This window comes from Collinsella tanakaei (genome assembly GCF_016900375.1).
Classification (GTDB): domain Bacteria; phylum Actinomycetota; class Coriobacteriia; order Coriobacteriales; family Coriobacteriaceae; genus Collinsella.
In genome coordinates, this window is sequence record NZ_JACJKB010000004.1 from 62,588 (window position 1) to 78,682 (window position 16,095).

A 16,095-nucleotide genomic window follows, 5' to 3' on the forward strand; every position below is an offset into this window, starting at 1 on the left:
CCTTGTCAGGGCGATGGCGGCAGGCGGTGGTAGAGCTCGAGGTTGTGGCGAATGCGCGATGCGAGCTCGTCGCTGTCGAAGCCGGGCTGGGCGCGCCAGACCCAGTTTCCGCCCAGCGTCGATGGGATGTTGATGCGCGCCTCGCAGCCGAGTTCCAGCAGGTCCTGCATCTGCACCACAGCGAGATCTGCTGGGCTGGCCCAGATGGCTCGCATGAAGCCCCAGCCCTCGCCTTCGACGGGGTCGAGGTGCAGGTACTCGCGGGCGGTCGCCACGTCATCGGGAAGCGCGGTCTCGAGCCAACCGAGAGCGGTATCGTTGTCGTGGGTACCCACGTAGGCCACGCAGTTCGTCGGATACGAGAACGGTAGGTACGCCGCTCCGCCGCCGTCGCGCGAGTCGAAGGCGAACTCCAGAATCTTCATGCCCGGAAATCCCGTGTCGGCAAGCAGCTGGCGAACGGAGTCGGTCAGGTATCCCAGGTCCTCGGCCACGATATCGCAGGTGCCGAGGGCCTCTTTCATCATGCGGAAGAACTCGATGCCCGGACCTGGACGCCACCGGCCTCCCGCGGCGGTCTCGGACCCCGCTGGGATGGCGAAATACGAGTCGAAGCCCCGGAAGTGGTCGATGCGCACGATATCGTAGAGCTTGAACTGGGCGCGCACGCGCTCGAACCACCAGCGGTAGCCCTCTGCGCGCATGCGCTCCCAATCGAACAGCGGGTTGCCCCACACCTGGCCGATGGCGGAAAACGCATCGGGCGGAACGCCGGCGATCTCGCGGGGCCGCAGGTTCCCGTCGAGCTCGAACTGCTCGGGATGCGACCATACGTCAGCACTGTCACCGGCTACGTAAAACGGAAGATCGCCCATGATCCGCACGCCTGCGGTGCACGCGTATGCATGCAGGCGGTCCCATTGGCGGAAGAACAGGTACTGGACGGCCTTCCAGAACAGGACATCCTCCGCGTGCGCCGCCCGTGCCTCGGCGAGCGCGTCGGGCATGCGCAGGCGTAACCCGTCTTCCCACCTATCCCACGGCGCGCCGCCGTGCGCGTCCTTCAGCGCCATGAACAGCGCGTAATCGTCGAGCCACGCCCGCTCTTGGCTACAGAACGCGTCGAATTCGCCGCGCTCCCCCGCCAGAAGGCACCTTACCGCCAGCCGGAGCACGCAGAAGCGTTCGCGGTAGAGCGCCCCGTAATCCACGCGCTGCGGATCTCCGCCCCACGGTCTGTTTGCGTACTCGTCGGACGCGAGCAGGCCCTCTTCTGCCAGGTCGTCCAAATCGATCAGATAGGGGTTGCCCGCGAACGTCGAGAAGCTCTGATACGGAGAATCGCCGAAACTCGTCGGCACGACCGGCAGCACCTGCCAGACTGAAACGCCCGCCGCGGCGAGAAAGTCCACGAAATGCCGGGCCGCAGCGCCCAGCGCGCCCACGCCCCACGGCGACGGCAGCGAGGTGATGGGCATCAGAACTCCGGCGCTTCTCATCGTTGCTCCCTTGACGATCCGTACAGCTCAAACCATGTGGTAACACTCAGAATCTTATCCGCGCATCCTCACGCTACGCAATAGAAGCCCACGGCTACGCACCCAGAAGAGCGCGCCAGTTGCGTGATCGGTGGAAGATGCGCTCAATAAAGACAATTCCATGCTCGCGATCAACGGTGTAGACAGCGATATAACTCGCCACGGCAATCCACCGATATCCAAGCGACGAAACCAAGGAATCAACCGCAAGAGGAAACCCGTCAGGCATCGTTTCGAGGGCGCTTATCGCTTTTTCGTACGCCTCGAGTACACGCGTCGGCGCGCTCTTGCCGCCCATGCTGTAGTTCAGGTATGCAAGCGCTTCCCGAAGGTCTTCAAGAGCGGCTTCGGTCCCCTGAACGTGAAACCTCATAGCCCAAACTCCTCACGCAACAGGCCGACGCCCTCACGCGCATCATGGGTACGACCCTCCAGGACATCGCGATGCCCTTCGGCAAGTTCTTTAAGAAGGTCGAGTCGTGCCACAAGCTGCTCGTATGTCCTGATATCCATCACCGCAAGGTCCCCGGCGCCGTTCTTGGTCACAAAGACCGGTTCCTGATGTTCACGACACCAATCAGAAACCTCGTTGTACCCGTTTCGAAGTGCGGAGCTGGAGATGATCTTCGGCATTGAAGGCTCCCATCTTGTTGGAATTCTATAGATATATGGTACGAATTTCTTTACCGTCTATCAAGGTGTACCGCCAGTGGAAGCCGAAGTCAGCGGCGGAGAGGATGTCGACGGACAATCCGCAGCATCAAAAAAGACCCTGCGGAATAACCGCAGGGTCCAAACAGGCAATCTACGCTGATCGCACTTACTTGCCGAGCAGCTCCTCGACGTCGAGGGCGATCATGAGCTCCTCGTTGGTGGGGACCACGAGGACGGTGATCTTGGAGTCCGGCGTGGAGATGACGCGCGGGTCGTCGGAGCGGATCTTGTTGAGCTCGGGGTCGATCTCGACGCCCATCCACTCGAGGCGCTTGGCCACGCCGGCGCGCATGGTGACGGAGTTCTCGCCGATGCCAGCGGTGAACGCCATGGTGTCGACGCCCTCCATGGAAGCAGCCATCTCGCAGAACAGCTGGGAGGTGCGATAGTAGAACATGTCCATGGCCATCTGGCAGTTGGCGTCACCGTTGTTGGCGCCCTCCTCGATGTCACGGGAGTCGGAGGACACGCCGGAGACGGCCAGCAGGCCGGACTTCTTGTTCATCATGGTGTCGATGTCGTCGATGCTCATGCCGGCAACGCGGTTGAGATAGAAGACGGTGGCCGGGTCGACGGTACCGCAGCGGGTGCCCATGATCAGGCCGTCGAGCGGGGTCAGGCCCATGGTGGTGTCCATGCAGCGGCCGTCCTCGATGGCGCACAGGGAGGCGCCGGAGCCCAGGTGGCAGGAGACGAGCTTGTGGGTCTTGCCCTCCATGAACTCGTTGACGGTGCGCCAGATGTAGCGGTGGCTCGTGCCGTGAGCGCCGTACTTGCGCACGTGATAGGTGTCGACGACGTCGCGCGGAATGGCGTAGCGCCAAGCCTGCTCGGGCATGTTGTAGTGGAAGGCGGTGTCGGGAACGATGACGTTACCCAGCTCGGGGAACATGTCGCGGCAGATCTCGATGACGTCGGCCTCGGCGTAGTTGTGCAGCGGAGCCAGCGGGGCGACCTCACGGACCCAGCCGAGGGTCTCGTCGGTCACGACGGCGGACTCGGGGAAGTACCAACCGCCCTGAACGACGCGGTGGCCGATGCCCTCGATGGGAGCGTCAACGGTCTTCAGGATGTCGAACACGTGCTTGATGGCCGTGCGGTGATCGGGCAGCGCGACCTCGAGCTTGTCCTTGACGCCGTTCTCCTCATGGCCGATGAAGGAGCCGTCGATGCCGATGCGCTCGCAGTTGCCCTTGGCGAAGACCTCGCGGGTATCGGTGTTGAGCAGCTGATACTTAAGGCTGGAGCTGCCTGCGTTGACAACGAGAACGTTCATGGATCTCCCATCTCAATCAAACCGTTCCGCCGAAGCGCTTCGACGGACTCACAACATTTTTATGATACGCCCAAATGGCGGGCAGGTGGTCAAAAGAAGCAACTTGAGGACACTTCGGTGCGCGAGCACATGCTGCCGCAACGCTTCGCGAAGCCCGCCGCCCTCGAGCGCCGCCCTTGCGCGGCGGGGCTACAGCAGGTTCTCGCCCAGATCGGTGCCGCCCAGCACGTGCATATGGAAGTGCATGACCGTCTGACCTGCCGCGGCGCCCGTGTTGGCGATCACGCGGAAGCCGTTGTCGAGACCCTTGGCGCGGACGACCTCGCTGATCGCATGCGTCATAGCCGCCAGCACATCGCCCGGCACGCTGTCGACGATGTTCTCGTAGTGCTGCTTGGGGATGACGAGCGTGTGGACAGGGGCCTGCGGATTCAGGTCGTCAAACGCCAGAACCAGGTCGTCCTCGTACACGACGGTGGAGGGAATCTCGTGCGCCGCGATCTTGCAGAAGATGCAATCGTCCATGATGCGTCCTTTCGTTACGGGTTCGGTTCTCCCATTGTATCGAATCGCGGGCAGTTGCTCGGCTGCGAGCAGCCGGCGCAGCGCAGCGCCGACGCGTATCCGCGCGCGCAATGCGCGGAAACGGCGTCTCGATCGCATTCGATCGGGCCGGACCCAAGGGATGCGGAGCGGTGCGGGAGCGCATTGACGTCCCCTGGCAGAAAATGCAGGTTGAGCATTTTTCAGAGCAGGGAAAGCTCCGTCGATGACCCTTTCAGGCACCGATTCGGAAGAGTTTTGCCCCGATTCGTCCGACCAGATGCGCCGCATCGCCAAAAACAGGACCTCGAAAAATGCTCAACCTGCATTTTCTGCCAGGCGGCCTCCGGGAATCTCCCGGAGACCGCCCGCGCCGCGATCCCGCACATGAAAAAGGGCCCCGCAGGGCCCTTTCGCTAAAACTTCAGCTCATCCGAGGTGTCTGCCGCCTCACCGGCCACGAGCATGTCGCCGCCGTCGACGTCCTTGAGCAGGATGCTCACCTTCTGCTCGGCGTCCTCCAGGCGCGCGCGAAGGCTGCGCAGCAGCTCCACGCCGCGCGTGTAGCTCGCAAGGGAGTCCTCGAGCTCCAGATCGCCCGACTCCAGGTTGCGGATGATGAGCTCCAGCTCCGTGGAGGCCTCCTTGTAGGTGAGCTCGTCGACCTTTTTCATCTCTGCCATGATGATTCTCCTTTATTGCACGGAACCGTCGGCGCCCTCGTGGCGCTCGACCGTCCCAACCGTTGCATACACGTTTCCATCGACCAGCCCGATGCGGACCTCATCGCCCGAAGTCACCTGGTCGGCATGCGTCACCACGCCCGAGGGGCCGTAGGTGATGGAGTAGCCGCGTGCCAGCACCTTGAGCGGAGAGAGCGCGTCGAGCGACGCCGCTGCCGCCGCGAGCTCGGATGCGCGCGTGGAAACCGCCGCGCGTCCCTCGTGCGCAAGTCGCGAAGCCGCGAGCTCGAGCGCATGGCTGCGTGCAGCGAAGCTCGAGGTGGTGGCGGCAAGCCGCGGCGCCGAACCGACCAGGCCCGCGCGGAAGCGCTCCTGGGACCGCGAGATCGCAGAAGTCAGACGGTCGGCGGTCTGCATGAGGTCGGCGGAGCGGCGCTCGAGCATGCCGGTCGGGCTCGACAGGCATGGACGGCGGGCGGCGGCGTCGAGCGCGAGCGAGAGGCGCTCGAGATACGACGTGGTCGCACGCTCGATTCGCGTGCGCAGCGACGCGGCCTCGTTCTCCGCGGCATTCACGCGCGCGGTCATGGACACCGCAAGGCGGCGCTGACGTGCCTCGAGGACATCGACCAGGTCGGACATCGCCGGCGCCACCGACTCCGCCGCCGCCGTCGGCGTGGAGCAGCGCCTGTCGCTCACCATATCGCAGATCGAGGTATCGGGCTCGTGTCCGATACCCGTGACCACGGGGACGGGGCACGCCGCCACGGCGCGCGCAAGTGCCTCGTCGTTGAAGGTCATGAGGTCCTCGAACGAGCCACCGCCGCGCACGAGCAGGATGCAGTCGGGGGCGGGCGTTATCGCCGCAGCACGGCCCAGAGCCTCGATCAGCTCCTCGGGAGCGCCCTCGCCCTGCACCTTCGAGCCCACGCAGATGAGCTCGACCAGCGGGTTGCGCCGGCGCAGCGTGCGCTTGACGTCGTCGATCACCGCGCCCGAAAGCGAGGTGACCACCGCCACGCGCGTGCAGAACACGGGGATGCGGCGCTTGCGCGCATCGTCCATGAGACCCTCGCGGCGCAGCTTCTCGGCAAGTGCCGCCACCTGCTGGCGCAGCATGCCCTCCCCCGCCAGGGTGAACGAGCGCGCCACGAAGCTCATGCGGCCCGTCGCCTTGTAGAGGTTGAAATTGCCCGTGAACTGGACCTGCATGCCATCGCGCAGTTCGAAGGTGCGCTTGGCGTAGCTCCCGCGCCAGATGATGCAATCCACGGCGCAGGCGTCATCTTTTATCTGGAAGTAGCAGTGGCCGCTGCGCGCATTGGGCCCACGGAAACCCGTGACCTCGCCGAGCACGGTGAGCTGCGGCAACGCGTCGAGCGCACCGGCTGCCATATCGACCGCCTGCGACACCGACAGGGCGTCGGGGGAAGACCCATCCTTCCCGGCAGCGGAAACTCCCGTCAGATTCCAGCCTGGCATGACACTCCTTTCCGATATCCGCATCGTTATCGGCCGCTACCCAGTCTAGCGCATCGCCCAGACACGAAGTCGCACCGCTGCGTGCCTCACGCCGGGTGCGCGGCGGCACCGCATAAAACCGCGCGCCCGCAGCCTCCTGGGGCGACGGGCGCGCAATGGCATCGGCTGCTGCCGCAATCGGACGGCAGCCGCCATGCGGCAGGCGGTCTAATCGCGGTTGTTGTTCGTGCGGCTGAGCAGGTACACGAGCTGCAGGATCGAGGTCAGCGCCGCCGCGACGTAGGTGAGCGCCGCCGCCGTGAGCACCTTCTTGGCACCGCGCACGTTGATCTCGCTCATGCCGGACGCCTGGATGTAGGCCACGGCGCGACGGCTCGCGTCGATCTCGACCGGAAGGGTCACGATCTGGAACAGGACCGAGAACGCGAACAGCGCGATGGCGAGCGTCGTCAGGCCAGCGAGATTCATGGCCACGCCGAGGATGAACACGATCATCCACATGCTCTGCGACAGGTTGACCACCGGCACGAGCGCGGTGCGCACGCGCATCATGAAATAGCCCTGCGCGCGCTGCGCGGCGTGGCCCGCCTCGTGACAGGCAACAGCCACACTCGCCACCGAACCGCCCGACAGGTTGTCGTTCGACAGGTAGAGGTTGTTGTCGCGCGGATCGTAGTGGTCGGTGAGCTTGCCGGCGACGCGCTTGATGCCCACGACATCGCAGCCGTTGGCATCGAGCATGCGGCGGGCAACCTGCGCGCCCGAGGCCCCATCGCTGGGGACGCGGGACCACGTGTTGTACGTCTTGTTGATATAGGCCTGTGTGGCAAGGCCGAGCACGAGCGAGACCACCACGAGAACCAGATAGGCCGGGTCGATTCCGAAGCCGTATCCAAAACCGTAATACGGAAGCATGTTCTCTCCTTAACTGGGAGCGCCCCTCCATCGGGCGCTCATCTCACGCCCTTGTACCCACAAACCGGTGTGACAGTTAGGGCGGGGCCCAGTGTCATAAAAACTGAGGCGTAGTACCTACTCCTAGGTACTTCTGGTTTTTATGACACTGGGCCCCGCCCTAACTGTCACACCCCGCTAGAGGGTCTCGACGCGGCCGTCCTTGACGGTGAGGCCCATGTTGCCCGAAAGCAGGTCGTCGAGCAGCGAGCCCACGAGCTCGAAACGCCAGCCCTCGCGCAGGGGGCTGCGCTCGGGATGGTCGATGTAGTCGTACAGGTCGTCGCGCGACGCGATGACCGACGTCGCCACGCCGGAGCGCTCAGACACCAGACGCAAGAGCGCATACATGAGGTCGCAGACGCTCTCCGCCTCGGGGCTCGGGGCATGCCGGCGAGCCGCGGTGGGGCTCGGCATGTTGTCTGCCGGGCAGCGAACGCCGTTTCCGATGGCGGTCAGCGCCGCCTCGATATCGAGGTCGGACAGGTGCTCGGTCCCCCGGATGCGACGGAAGTCACCCGCATCGCGCGGCACGTGCTTGATGAGCGCGAGCAGGACCTCGTCGGACATGATCCACTTGCGCGGCACGTCCATGCGGTCGGCACGTCGCTCGCGCCACGCGGCGAGCTCGCGCGCGATCGCGAGCTGACGGCGCGTGCAGGAGTTGATGCGCTTGACGCGCCGGTACGCCTGACGCGGCTCGACCACGTAATGCGAGAGCTTCGAGAGCGGCCGCATCTCGTCGGCGACCCACCAGGTGCGCCCGAGTTCCTCGAGGCGCCGCTTGATCTCGGCGTAGGCGTCGATGAGATAGCGGACGTCGTCGACCGCGTAGTCGATCTGCTGGGGCGTGAGCGGGCGCCGCGACCAATCGGTCAGCGACTCGCTTTTGGGCAGCGTGACGCCGCAGAACGCATGCACGAGCCCGTTATAGGAAATCTGGACGCGCTCGCCCAGAAACGCCGCGGCGACCTGCGTATCGAAAATCGGGGTGGGAAGAACCCCGAGCGCACGATAGATGACCTCCATATCCTGCGAGCAGGCGTGGAAGACCTTGAGGACGGACTCGTTGGTCATGAGGTCCGCAAGCGGCGTGAGATCCTCGAGAACGATGGGGTCGATGACCACGCATTCGTCGGGAGTTGCCGCCTGAACCAGGCACAGCCGCGGATGGAACGTCTTCTCGCGCAGAAACTCGGTATCGAATGCGACCGCATCGAAGGCGGCTGCACGCGCGCAAAACGATTCCAACTCCTCGTATGTGGAGATGTACATACCTCACCCGTAGTTTTGGCTCAACCTCCGAACGGAGGGTAGGATAACGACATTCACACTATACTCGGCTTCGTTTGATCGGGAAACTCATGCGCTGTCTCATCATCCATAACCCAGCATCGGGCCCCAGCTCCGACGAGATATTCGCCTTCGCCCACGCCCTCAGCGTCGCGGGCGACGAGATCTGCATGCGCTTCATCGGCGCCGGCATGGAAGCCACGGATGCCACCGCCGACGCGCGCAGCTTCGACCGCATCGTGGTCTCCGGCGGCGACGGCACGGTGTCCAACGTGCTCGACTGCCTGCGCGACACGGGCGTACCCATCCTCGTGTTCCCCTCCGGCACGGCCAACCTGTTCTTCAACAACATCGGCAACGCCCCCGAGGCTGCGGCACTCGCCGCCGCCTGCCGACGCGGGCGCACGAAGAGCGTCGACATGGGCGAGCTGTACTGGACCGACGAGGCGGGCGATATCCAGCGCCACGGCTTCATCATCATCGCGGGCTCGGGCTTCGACGCCGCCATCATGCAGAAGGCCGCGCCGAGCAAGAACGAGATCGGCGAGATCGCCTATGCGCTCGCAGCGCTGTCCACCCCCGAGCCGCAGGTCGCCCATTTCACCATCGAACACGACGGCCAGGTCGATGAGCTCGACGGCATCGGCTGCATGGTGGGCAACACGGCGGTCATCCAAAACGACATCAACCTGTTCCCCGATTGCCGCATGGACGACGGCTTCATCGACATCACGGTCATCGAGCCCGCGAAGACGGTCGAGCTCCTCCCCACCCTGCTCGCCGGCGTGCTCGACCCGACAGGCAAGGGACTCGGCAGGCCGCAGTTCAAGATGTTCCAGGCGAAGGAGGCCAAGATCACGGCGAAACCCTCGCTCGGCATGCAGTTCGACGGCGAGGTCATCCCCAACAACGCGGGCGTCTTCGGCGCGCGCGTCCTGCCGAAATGCCTCGAGATCATCATCGACGACTTCTCGAAGCTGAACGACTAGCGACTGGTGACATTTAGGGGACAGGTCCCAAACTTGCAGGCGGACGGGGAGCTTTCAAGCTCCCCGTCCGCCTGCAAGTTTGGGACCTGTCCCCTAAATGTCACTCGGCCGCCCGCGGTGCCTGGCCTCTCTGGGGACGTAGCCGGAAGGCGCCAAGGGCGCGCGCCCTTGGCGCCTTCCGGCTACGTCCCCAGAGAGGCCAGGCACCGAAACAGGTGGGAAACAATTCCCGGCGGGCTCTTCCCTGCCTGCACTTCGCTGTGCTATAGTGCAGCGCAATACGAACCAGGGTTTACCCCATCGATTACCTGAAAGGAGCCACCAGCATGAAGCGCATGAATTCCGCTCTCAACAACTGGTGGTGGCGTGATGCGATTTCGGCCGGTCAACGGTGAGTCCCTCATGCGTCTCTAACACATAGCGCGCAGAAGGCCTCCGGTTTGACCGGGGGCCTTTTTTCATCGCCCCTCGCGTCACGCACCCATTGCCTACGAGAACACCCCTCCATTCAAAGAAAAGGATGATCACCATGACCCAGACCACCAACACCGCCCAGGCCCGCACCGTCTCCAGCGTCGATCGCGGCAAGCTCGACATCAAGGCCCTCGTTCTGCTCGCCGTCCTGCTCGCAGCCGGCTTCATCCTCAACATGACCCTCGGCAAGGCCATCGGCGCCATGTCCGCCGGCATGATCCAGCCCGAGTTCATCATCTCCGCCTTCTGCATCACCATCCTCGTCGTGCGCCCGAGCATCGTGCAGGCGCTCATCATCGGCCTCATCTCCGCCGCCGTCATCCAGCTCACCACGAGCCTGCCCGGCGCCGACTTCGTCGCCGAGGGCGTCGCCGCCGTCCTCATGGCCCTCATCGTCAACGCCGGCATGAAGACCGGTGCCCGCGCCATCGTGCCCACGGTCGGCGCCTTCGTGACCACCTTCGTCTCTGGCTTCATCTTCATGTTCATCCGCATGGCCCTCATGCAGTTCGACATGAGCATCGCCGCCGCCATGCTGCCGGTCGTCGCCATCACGGCCGTCTTCAACGCCGTGCTCGTCGGCGCCCTGTACCTGCCGATCAAGAAGGCCCTGAAGCTCAACGACTAGCGGTCCGAACCCCTGCACGCTGCGCCCATCGGCAGCAGCGCACGCGATATCATTGAAGCGGGCCGCCTGCGCGACGGCCCGCTTTCTTCTGCAACGAAACCGCCCGCAGGCGGCCATCGATACGGAAAGGCTGTTATGGCAACGATCATCGAGATGGACAACGTCTCGTTCAGCTATGGCTCGGAGGCCGAGCACGCGCTGGACGACGTCTCGCTCCGCGTGGACGAGGGCGACTTCGTCGGCATCATCGGCCCCTCGGGCGCAGGCAAGTCGACGCTTGCCGCCTGCCTGTCCGGCGCCATCCCCCATCACTTCACGGGCGAGCTGTTCGGCAGCACCCGCATCGCGGGCCAGGACACCTGCGACGTCACACTCACCGACATCTCCCGTATCGTCGGGTCGGTTGCCCAGGACATCGACGCGCAGATGGTCGCGTCCGTGGTGGAAGACGAGCTTCTGTTCGGTCTCGAGAACTTCGGAATCCCCCACGACCAGATCGAGGGTCGCATCGCGCGCACGCTCGCCACGGTGGGCATCGCCGATTTGCGCGACCGCGAGATCGCCACGCTGTCGGGCGGCCAGAAGCAGAAGGTCGCCATCGCAGCCATCCTCGCCCTGGAACCGCGTGTGCTCGTGCTCGATGAGCCCACGGCAGCGCTCGACCCGGTGAGCTCGCGCGTGGTCTTCGACACCCTTGCCGACATCAACCGGCGCCTGGGCGTGACGGTGATCGTGATCGAGCAGAAGGTCGCGCTGCTTTCGAGCTACTGCAGCCACATCATGGTCATGGATCACGGGCACATCGCGCTCGCGGGCACCCCGCATGAGGTCTTCGGCCAAAGCGACCACCTGCGTGCCATCGGCGTCGACAGCCCGCGCACGGCGCGCATCTCCAACAGCCTCTTGCGCGACGGGCTGACCGCGCGCACCGAGCCCTGCCTGAACGTCACCGAGGCCGAAGCGCTCATCCGCGAGGTGCTCGCGGGCGTCCCCGGCATCGCCGACGTGGCGGCAGACGAGCCCGAGCCCTCCCCCCATGTTTCCGTGCGCCCGCGCGCCGAGGGCGCCGATCCCGTCCTCACGTTCACGAAGGTCGGCTTCACCTACCCCGGCGGCGGCGCGAGCGTGAACGACCTCGACATGACCGTCTACCCGGGCGAGCTCGTGGGCATCGTCGGCCAAAACGGCGCCGGCAAGACCACGCTCACCAAGCTGCTGAACGGCCTGCTCAAGCCCACGCGCGGCGAGGTCCGCGTCGCCGGGCTCGATACGCGCACCACGCCCGTCTCCACCGTCGCCGCGCATGTGGCCACGCTCTTCCAGAATCCCGATCGCCAGATCTGCAAGAACACCGTGCTCGACGAGGTCGCCTTCGGCCTCGAGCTCACCGGTATCGATCCGTCCGCCGCGCGCGAGCGGGCACGCCGGGTCATCAAGCGGTTCGGCCTGCCTGCCACCGAGGCGCCGTTCTCGCTCTCGCGCGGCCAGCGCCAGATGGTGGCGCTCGCCGGCGTCGTCGTGATGGAGCCGGACATCGTGGTGCTCGACGAGCCCACGAGCGGCCTGGACTACCGCGAGTGCATGACCGTCATGGAGACGGTGCGCGACATGGCCGATCAGGGCAGCGCCGTCATCATGGTCTGCCACGACATGGAGGTCGTGAGCGACTTCGCGGAGCGCATCGTCGTCATGGCGGACGGCCGCATCCTCGGCCGCGGCCCCGCGTCCGAGCTCTTTGCCGACGCCGCCCTCATGGACAAGGCGAGCGTGACGCCCCCGCAGGTCATCGACCTGTCGGCGCGCCTTGCGCGCGGCGTCTCGCCGGCGTTCGCCCGCATCACCGAAGTCAGCGACGTCGTTCGCACCGTGAAGGAGCTGATGGGCCGTGCTTAACGTCATCGACTACGTTCCCGGCAACACCCTGCTGCATCGCCTGAACCCCGTGGCGAAGCTCGCGCTCGCCGCGTCCATCATCGCCGCGACGTTTTTGGCGAACACCTATGCCGCCCTCGTGGGCCTGCTGCTGTTCACGCTGCTGCTCGCCGCCTACGCCGACGTGTTCGACCGCCTGGCGCGCCTGCTCAAGCTGCTCGTGCCCATCGCCCTCATCATGCTCGTGCTGCAGCTCGCCTTCGTGCGCAGCGGCGAGCCGCTGTTCGCCTTCGTGACCGACGAGGGCCTCATCACCGGCGGCAAGGCATGCCTGCGCCTGCTCGGCGTGGCGCTGCCGCTCGTGCTCATGCTCATGGTCACCAAGCTCACCGACCTTGCCAACGCCTGCGTCGAGAAGCTGCACATCCCCTACAAGTACGCGTTCACGTTCACGACCGCCCTGCGCTTCGTGCCCGTGTTCTCGCAGGAGATGAACGCCATCATGGAGGCGCAGACCGCCCGCGGCGTCCAGTACGACACCAAAAACCCCTTCAAGAAGATGCAGCTCATGCTGCCGCTGTGCGTGCCGCTGCTCATCTCGAGCGTGAGCAAGACCGACGCGACCGCCCTTGCCGCCGAGCAGCGCGGCTTCTACCTGCGCACGCGCGAGAGCTCCTACCGGCGCTATCCCTTCGCCGCGCGCGATATGGTAGTCTTCGCGGTCTGCATCGTCCTGATCGTCGGCGGCATCCTGCTGTAGGAAACGCGTTTGCAGCACAAGCCCGGGCGGATGGTAAGCTTCAGACAGCTTTCCATCCGCCCGGGCTTTGCTTCACAATGGAGCAGACCGAATCGCAGAGCGCGCAAGGAGCATCATGGCAGACTTCACCGACATCCCCGAGTTTCTCGCCCAGCGCATCGCCGACAGCTACGACAGCGATGACGCCGTGCGCATCGTCGACGGGCTTCGTGCCGCCGCCGACAGGCCGGTGACCCTGCGCGCCAACACCCTCAAGGCGACTGCCGACGATGTCGCCGCCGCGCTTGACGAGGCTGGTATCGCTTACTCCCACGTCCCCTGGTATGGCGACGCCTTCGTGCTTGCCGGCACGCGCGAGCGCGCCGTCTGGGACCTCGATATCTACCGTGAGGGCTGCGTTTACCTGCAGAGCCTCTCGTCCATGATGCCGCCGCTCGTGCTCGATCCGAAGGCGGGCACCGACATCCTCGACATGTGCGCCGCGCCGGGCGGCAAGACGAGCCAGATCGTGGCGCTCACCGGCGGCGAGGCGCGCGTGACCGCCTGCGAGATGAACGGTCCGCGCGCCGAGAAGCTCCAGTACAACCTCGAGAAGCTCGGCTGCAGAAACGTCCAGGTCATGCGCGTCGACGCGCGTCGCCTCGACGAGTTCTTCTCCTTCGACCAGATTCTGCTCGATGCCCCCTGCACGGGTTCGGGCACCATCTGCGCAGGCGACGAGCGCGCAGCCAAGCGCATCACCGCTCAGCTGCTTGCCAAGGTGACGCGCTCGCAGAAGGCGTTGCTCGACCGTGCGCTCACCGTGCTCAAGCCGGGCGGGACGCTCGTGTACTCGACCTGCTCGGTGCTTCCCGAGGAGAACGGGCAGCAGGTCGCCGCGGCGCTGAAGCGCCATCGCGATTGCGAGATCGTACCCGTGGACCTGCCCGCATCCGACAGCGCGCAGGAGCTGCTCGCGCTTCCCGGCGAGCTTGAGGGCACCCTCACCATCTGCCCGACGCGCGCCTATGAGGGGTTCTTCATCGCCAAGGTGAAGAAGGCCGCGCGCAAGCGCTAGGGGCAAACGCGCCGGCATGATGCCGCGCTTCGCCATGCGCTCTTTCCGGTGCTAAAGGATGGGATTGTTCACGCAGCTTTAAAGGCGGGCTGACGTAGCCGAAGGATCTACCTGCTGTGATTCGAGCGACGCGGCGCATGGGCGCGCACGTTGCGCATCGCGCGCTCTTCGCGACGGCGCTCGCTGCGCCCTTTCAACGCCGAGTAGATGCTGTACGCCACAGCCGCCGCGACGATCGCCCCGATGCAGAGGGCGACCGGAAACAGAATGTCCATGATGCCCATGCATCCCACCGCCAATCATTACGCATGCGCCCATGCGTCGGGCGCATATGGTGTTCGCTAGCTTACCAAAAACACGCATGCGGGTTCGCGGCACGCTACCGCGGCGGCAAATCAACAGGAGGACATCACGGCACCGCTCGAGACATGGCCTCCGAACGAGACTTGTTGAGTGCGCTTTTCAGCACCCCACGCAAAGCCCTTTCGTGCTCCTTGCAAGGGCTTTGCAAGGACCCGATGTTTGCCGTATCATGCAACGCTTCCGGGGGTACAAATCGAGCTGGCCCGCACTCCGGGCCCGACCGAGACCCCTTTGCACTGCCATCGAGAATACGAGGTCATCATGAACCTTGATGATATGAACCGCACCGACGCCACCGACGCCGAGCCGACCTTCGGCGGCGCCGCCGCCGATACCGCCGCGAGCGCAGAGCCCGTTGAACCTCCCCTGCGCGTACCCGCCGAGCTCTCCGAGGACATCGTCGCCGCCGTCGACTTCTCCGAGATCGAGCTTGCGCCCGAGCTCACCGAGTCGCCGCATGTGGTGACGCCCGTCGGCGTCCTGCCGCTCGAGCCCTCGCCCATCGAGGGAACCCTGCGCAAGGCCGCCCTGCGCGTTCCCGACGAGATCGATGAGGCGAGCGGCTTCTCGCTGTTCGGCCGCCGAATCAAGTCGATGCTCTACTCCACCGACGTCGCCGTCATCCGCAACGCCAACGCCGACGCCGTGTTCGCCGTCTACCCCTTCACGGCGCAACCGGCGATCACCCAGGCGCTGCTCACTGCCGCCGAGTGCCCGGTCTTCGTGGGCGTGGGCGGCGGCACCACGCAGGGCAAGCGGTCCGTCCAGCTCGCCGCCGTGTCGGAGATGCAGGGCGCCGCGGGCGTCATCGTGAACTCCCCCGCCTCCGCCGAGATGGTCTCGCAGATCGTCGGCATCGTGGACATCCCCGTCATCGCCACCGTCGTTCGGCCGGACGACGCGCACGCCAAGGTGCGCGCGGGCGCCAAGATCATCAACGTCGCCGCCGGGCGCGATACGCCTGCCGTCCTGCGCGCGCTGCGCGAGGCCTATCCCACGCTGCCGCTGATCGCCACGGGCGGCAAGTCGCACGAGAGCGTGCTGGAGACGATCCGCGCCGGCGCGAACGCCATCATCTGGACCCCGCCCTCGGCGCAGATGCTCCAGGCCGACATGATGCAGCGCTACCGCAAGCTCGAGGGTGAAGGCGAGCACCCCATGCCCTCCATCGACCCGGTCTCCGCAGGCGAGGTGAACCCGCTCGAGGCGCGTCCGGACATCCCCTTCCCCGACGACATCATCGACAACGTCGCCGTGGAGCCCGAACCCAAACCCGGCTTCCGCTTCTTCTTCCGCAAGCGCAAATAGAAAACCATGACAGTTAGGACGGGGCCCAGTGTCATAAACATGACACCGGGCCCCGTCCTAACTGTTATAAAAACCCTCATAGGTCGAGTACTCAGTCAGCGAGCGGCTGGCTGGCGAGGCGAGGTGGCCTGAACGAGGAGGGCATAGGCCTTAAGGCCATG

At 65.2% G+C, this 16,095-nt stretch carries 16 protein-coding genes; 6 read left to right on the top strand and 10 right to left on the bottom strand.

Going from position 1 to position 16,095, the window contains the following annotated elements; all coding sequences use genetic code 11:
• Positions 1-5: 5 nt before the first annotated feature.
• The 9 genes from malQ to rnd all read right to left on the bottom strand — a co-directional run bounded on the left by malQ (position 6) and on the right by rnd (position 8,465).
• On the bottom strand, positions 6-1,499 hold the full coding sequence (gene malQ, locus H6A16_RS03820) for a 4-alpha-glucanotransferase (protein WP_204616286.1): 1,494 nt from the start codon (positions 1,497-1,499) through the stop codon (positions 6-8).
• Between the two features lie 94 nt (positions 1,500-1,593).
• Positions 1,594-1,911 carry a type II toxin-antitoxin system RelE/ParE family toxin gene (locus tag H6A16_RS03825; protein ID WP_204616287.1) on the bottom strand — a complete coding sequence of 106 codons (318 nt, stop codon included), beginning with the start codon at positions 1,909-1,911 and terminating at the stop codon, positions 1,594-1,596.
• On the bottom strand, positions 1,908-2,171 hold the full coding sequence (locus H6A16_RS03830; protein WP_204616288.1) for a type II toxin-antitoxin system prevent-host-death family antitoxin: 264 nt from the start codon (positions 2,169-2,171) through the stop codon (positions 1,908-1,910). Before H6A16_RS03830 ends, H6A16_RS03825 begins: the two co-directional genes overlap by 4 nt.
• A 187-nt stretch (positions 2,172-2,358) precedes the next feature.
• Positions 2,359-3,528 (bottom strand): acetate/propionate family kinase, encoded by a 1,170-nt coding sequence (locus H6A16_RS03835; protein WP_204616290.1) that lies wholly within the window; start codon positions 3,526-3,528, stop codon positions 2,359-2,361.
• A 189-nt stretch (positions 3,529-3,717) separates the two neighbouring features.
• Positions 3,718-4,053 carry a histidine triad nucleotide-binding protein gene (locus H6A16_RS03840; protein ID WP_204616292.1) on the bottom strand — a complete coding sequence of 112 codons (336 nt, stop codon included), beginning with the start codon at positions 4,051-4,053 and terminating at the stop codon, positions 3,718-3,720.
• Between the two features lie 434 nt (positions 4,054-4,487).
• A complete protein-coding gene (gene xseB / locus H6A16_RS03845) occupies positions 4,488-4,754 on the bottom strand; it encodes an exodeoxyribonuclease VII small subunit (RefSeq protein WP_204616294.1) in 267 nt (88 codons plus the stop codon).
• A gap of 12 nt (positions 4,755-4,766) precedes the next feature.
• A complete protein-coding gene (gene xseA, locus H6A16_RS03850) occupies positions 4,767-6,236 on the bottom strand; it encodes an exodeoxyribonuclease VII large subunit (protein ID WP_204616297.1) in 1,470 nt (489 codons plus the stop codon).
• Between the two features lie 207 nt (positions 6,237-6,443).
• Entirely contained in the window at positions 6,444-7,151 is a 708-nt protein-coding gene (locus H6A16_RS03855; protein WP_204616299.1) for a zinc metallopeptidase, read from the bottom strand.
• Between the two features lie 177 nt (positions 7,152-7,328).
• Positions 7,329-8,465 (bottom strand): ribonuclease D, encoded by a 1,137-nt coding sequence (gene rnd / locus H6A16_RS03860; protein WP_204616301.1) that lies wholly within the window; start codon positions 8,463-8,465, stop codon positions 7,329-7,331.
• Positions 8,466-8,554: 89 nt separating this feature from the next.
• Between rnd and H6A16_RS03865 the strand changes: the two genes are divergently transcribed.
• The 5 genes from H6A16_RS03865 (at position 8,555) to H6A16_RS03885 (ending at position 14,263) form a co-directional block, all read left to right on the top strand.
• A complete protein-coding gene (locus H6A16_RS03865) occupies positions 8,555-9,472 on the top strand; it encodes a diacylglycerol/lipid kinase family protein (RefSeq protein ID WP_204616304.1) in 918 nt (305 codons plus the stop codon).
• Between the two features lie 529 nt (positions 9,473-10,001).
• Positions 10,002-10,574 carry a hypothetical protein gene (locus tag H6A16_RS03870; RefSeq protein WP_204616306.1) on the top strand — a complete coding sequence of 191 codons (573 nt, stop codon included), beginning with the start codon at positions 10,002-10,004 and terminating at the stop codon, positions 10,572-10,574.
• Between the two features lie 135 nt (positions 10,575-10,709).
• Positions 10,710-12,467 carry an ABC transporter ATP-binding protein gene (locus tag H6A16_RS03875; RefSeq protein ID WP_204616308.1) on the top strand — a complete coding sequence of 586 codons (1,758 nt, stop codon included), beginning with the start codon at positions 10,710-10,712 and terminating at the stop codon, positions 12,465-12,467.
• Positions 12,460-13,206 (top strand): CbiQ family ECF transporter T component, encoded by a 747-nt coding sequence (locus H6A16_RS03880; protein ID WP_204616310.1) that lies wholly within the window; start codon positions 12,460-12,462, stop codon positions 13,204-13,206. Before H6A16_RS03875 ends, H6A16_RS03880 begins: the two co-directional genes overlap by 8 nt.
• Before the next feature lie 115 nt (positions 13,207-13,321).
• The gene (locus H6A16_RS03885; RefSeq protein WP_204616312.1) at positions 13,322-14,263 is read left to right on the top strand and encodes an RsmB/NOP family class I SAM-dependent RNA methyltransferase; all 942 of its coding nucleotides are present in this window, start codon (positions 13,322-13,324) and stop codon (positions 14,261-14,263) included.
• Between the two features lie 107 nt (positions 14,264-14,370).
• On the opposite strand, the gene H6A16_RS03890 is transcribed toward H6A16_RS03885, so the two are convergent.
• On the bottom strand, positions 14,371-14,547 hold the full coding sequence (locus H6A16_RS03890) for a hypothetical protein (protein ID WP_204616315.1): 177 nt from the start codon (positions 14,545-14,547) through the stop codon (positions 14,371-14,373).
• 340 nt (positions 14,548-14,887) lie between these two features.
• Between H6A16_RS03890 and H6A16_RS03895 the strand changes: the two genes are divergently transcribed.
• Positions 14,888-15,934, top strand: coding sequence for a hypothetical protein (locus H6A16_RS03895; RefSeq protein ID WP_239458182.1), 1,047 nt, complete (start codon positions 14,888-14,890; stop codon positions 15,932-15,934).
• Positions 15,935-16,095 lie beyond the last annotated feature (161 nt).

Bases quoted from the DNA above. Each gene is read 5' to 3' on its own strand.
- malQ (WP_204616286.1), bottom strand. From the start codon at position 1,499: ATGAGAAGCGCCGGAGTTCTGATGCCCATCACCTCGCTGCCGTCGCCG.
- H6A16_RS03825 (WP_204616287.1), bottom strand. From the start codon at position 1,911: ATGAGGTTTCACGTTCAGGGGACCGAAGCCGCTCTTGAAGACCTTCGG.
- H6A16_RS03830 (WP_204616288.1), bottom strand. From the start codon at position 2,171: ATGCCGAAGATCATCTCCAGCTCCGCACTTCGAAACGGGTACAACGAG.
- H6A16_RS03835 (WP_204616290.1), bottom strand. From the start codon at position 3,528: ATGAACGTTCTCGTTGTCAACGCAGGCAGCTCCAGCCTTAAGTATCAG.
- H6A16_RS03840 (WP_204616292.1), bottom strand. From the start codon at position 4,053: ATGGACGATTGCATCTTCTGCAAGATCGCGGCGCACGAGATTCCCTCC.
- xseB (WP_204616294.1), bottom strand. From the start codon at position 4,754: ATGGCAGAGATGAAAAAGGTCGACGAGCTCACCTACAAGGAGGCCTCC.
- xseA (WP_204616297.1), bottom strand. From the start codon at position 6,236: ATGCCAGGCTGGAATCTGACGGGAGTTTCCGCTGCCGGGAAGGATGGG.
- H6A16_RS03855 (WP_204616299.1), bottom strand. From the start codon at position 7,151: ATGCTTCCGTATTACGGTTTTGGATACGGCTTCGGAATCGACCCGGCC.
- rnd (WP_204616301.1), bottom strand. From the start codon at position 8,465: ATGTACATCTCCACATACGAGGAGTTGGAATCGTTTTGCGCGCGTGCA.
- H6A16_RS03865 (WP_204616304.1), top strand. From the start codon at position 8,555: ATGCGCTGTCTCATCATCCATAACCCAGCATCGGGCCCCAGCTCCGAC.
- H6A16_RS03870 (WP_204616306.1), top strand. From the start codon at position 10,002: ATGACCCAGACCACCAACACCGCCCAGGCCCGCACCGTCTCCAGCGTC.
- H6A16_RS03875 (WP_204616308.1), top strand. From the start codon at position 10,710: ATGGCAACGATCATCGAGATGGACAACGTCTCGTTCAGCTATGGCTCG.
- H6A16_RS03885 (WP_204616312.1), top strand. From the start codon at position 13,322: ATGGCAGACTTCACCGACATCCCCGAGTTTCTCGCCCAGCGCATCGCC.
- H6A16_RS03890 (WP_204616315.1), bottom strand. From the start codon at position 14,547: ATGGGCATCATGGACATTCTGTTTCCGGTCGCCCTCTGCATCGGGGCG.
- H6A16_RS03895 (WP_239458182.1), top strand. From the start codon at position 14,888: ATGAACCTTGATGATATGAACCGCACCGACGCCACCGACGCCGAGCCG.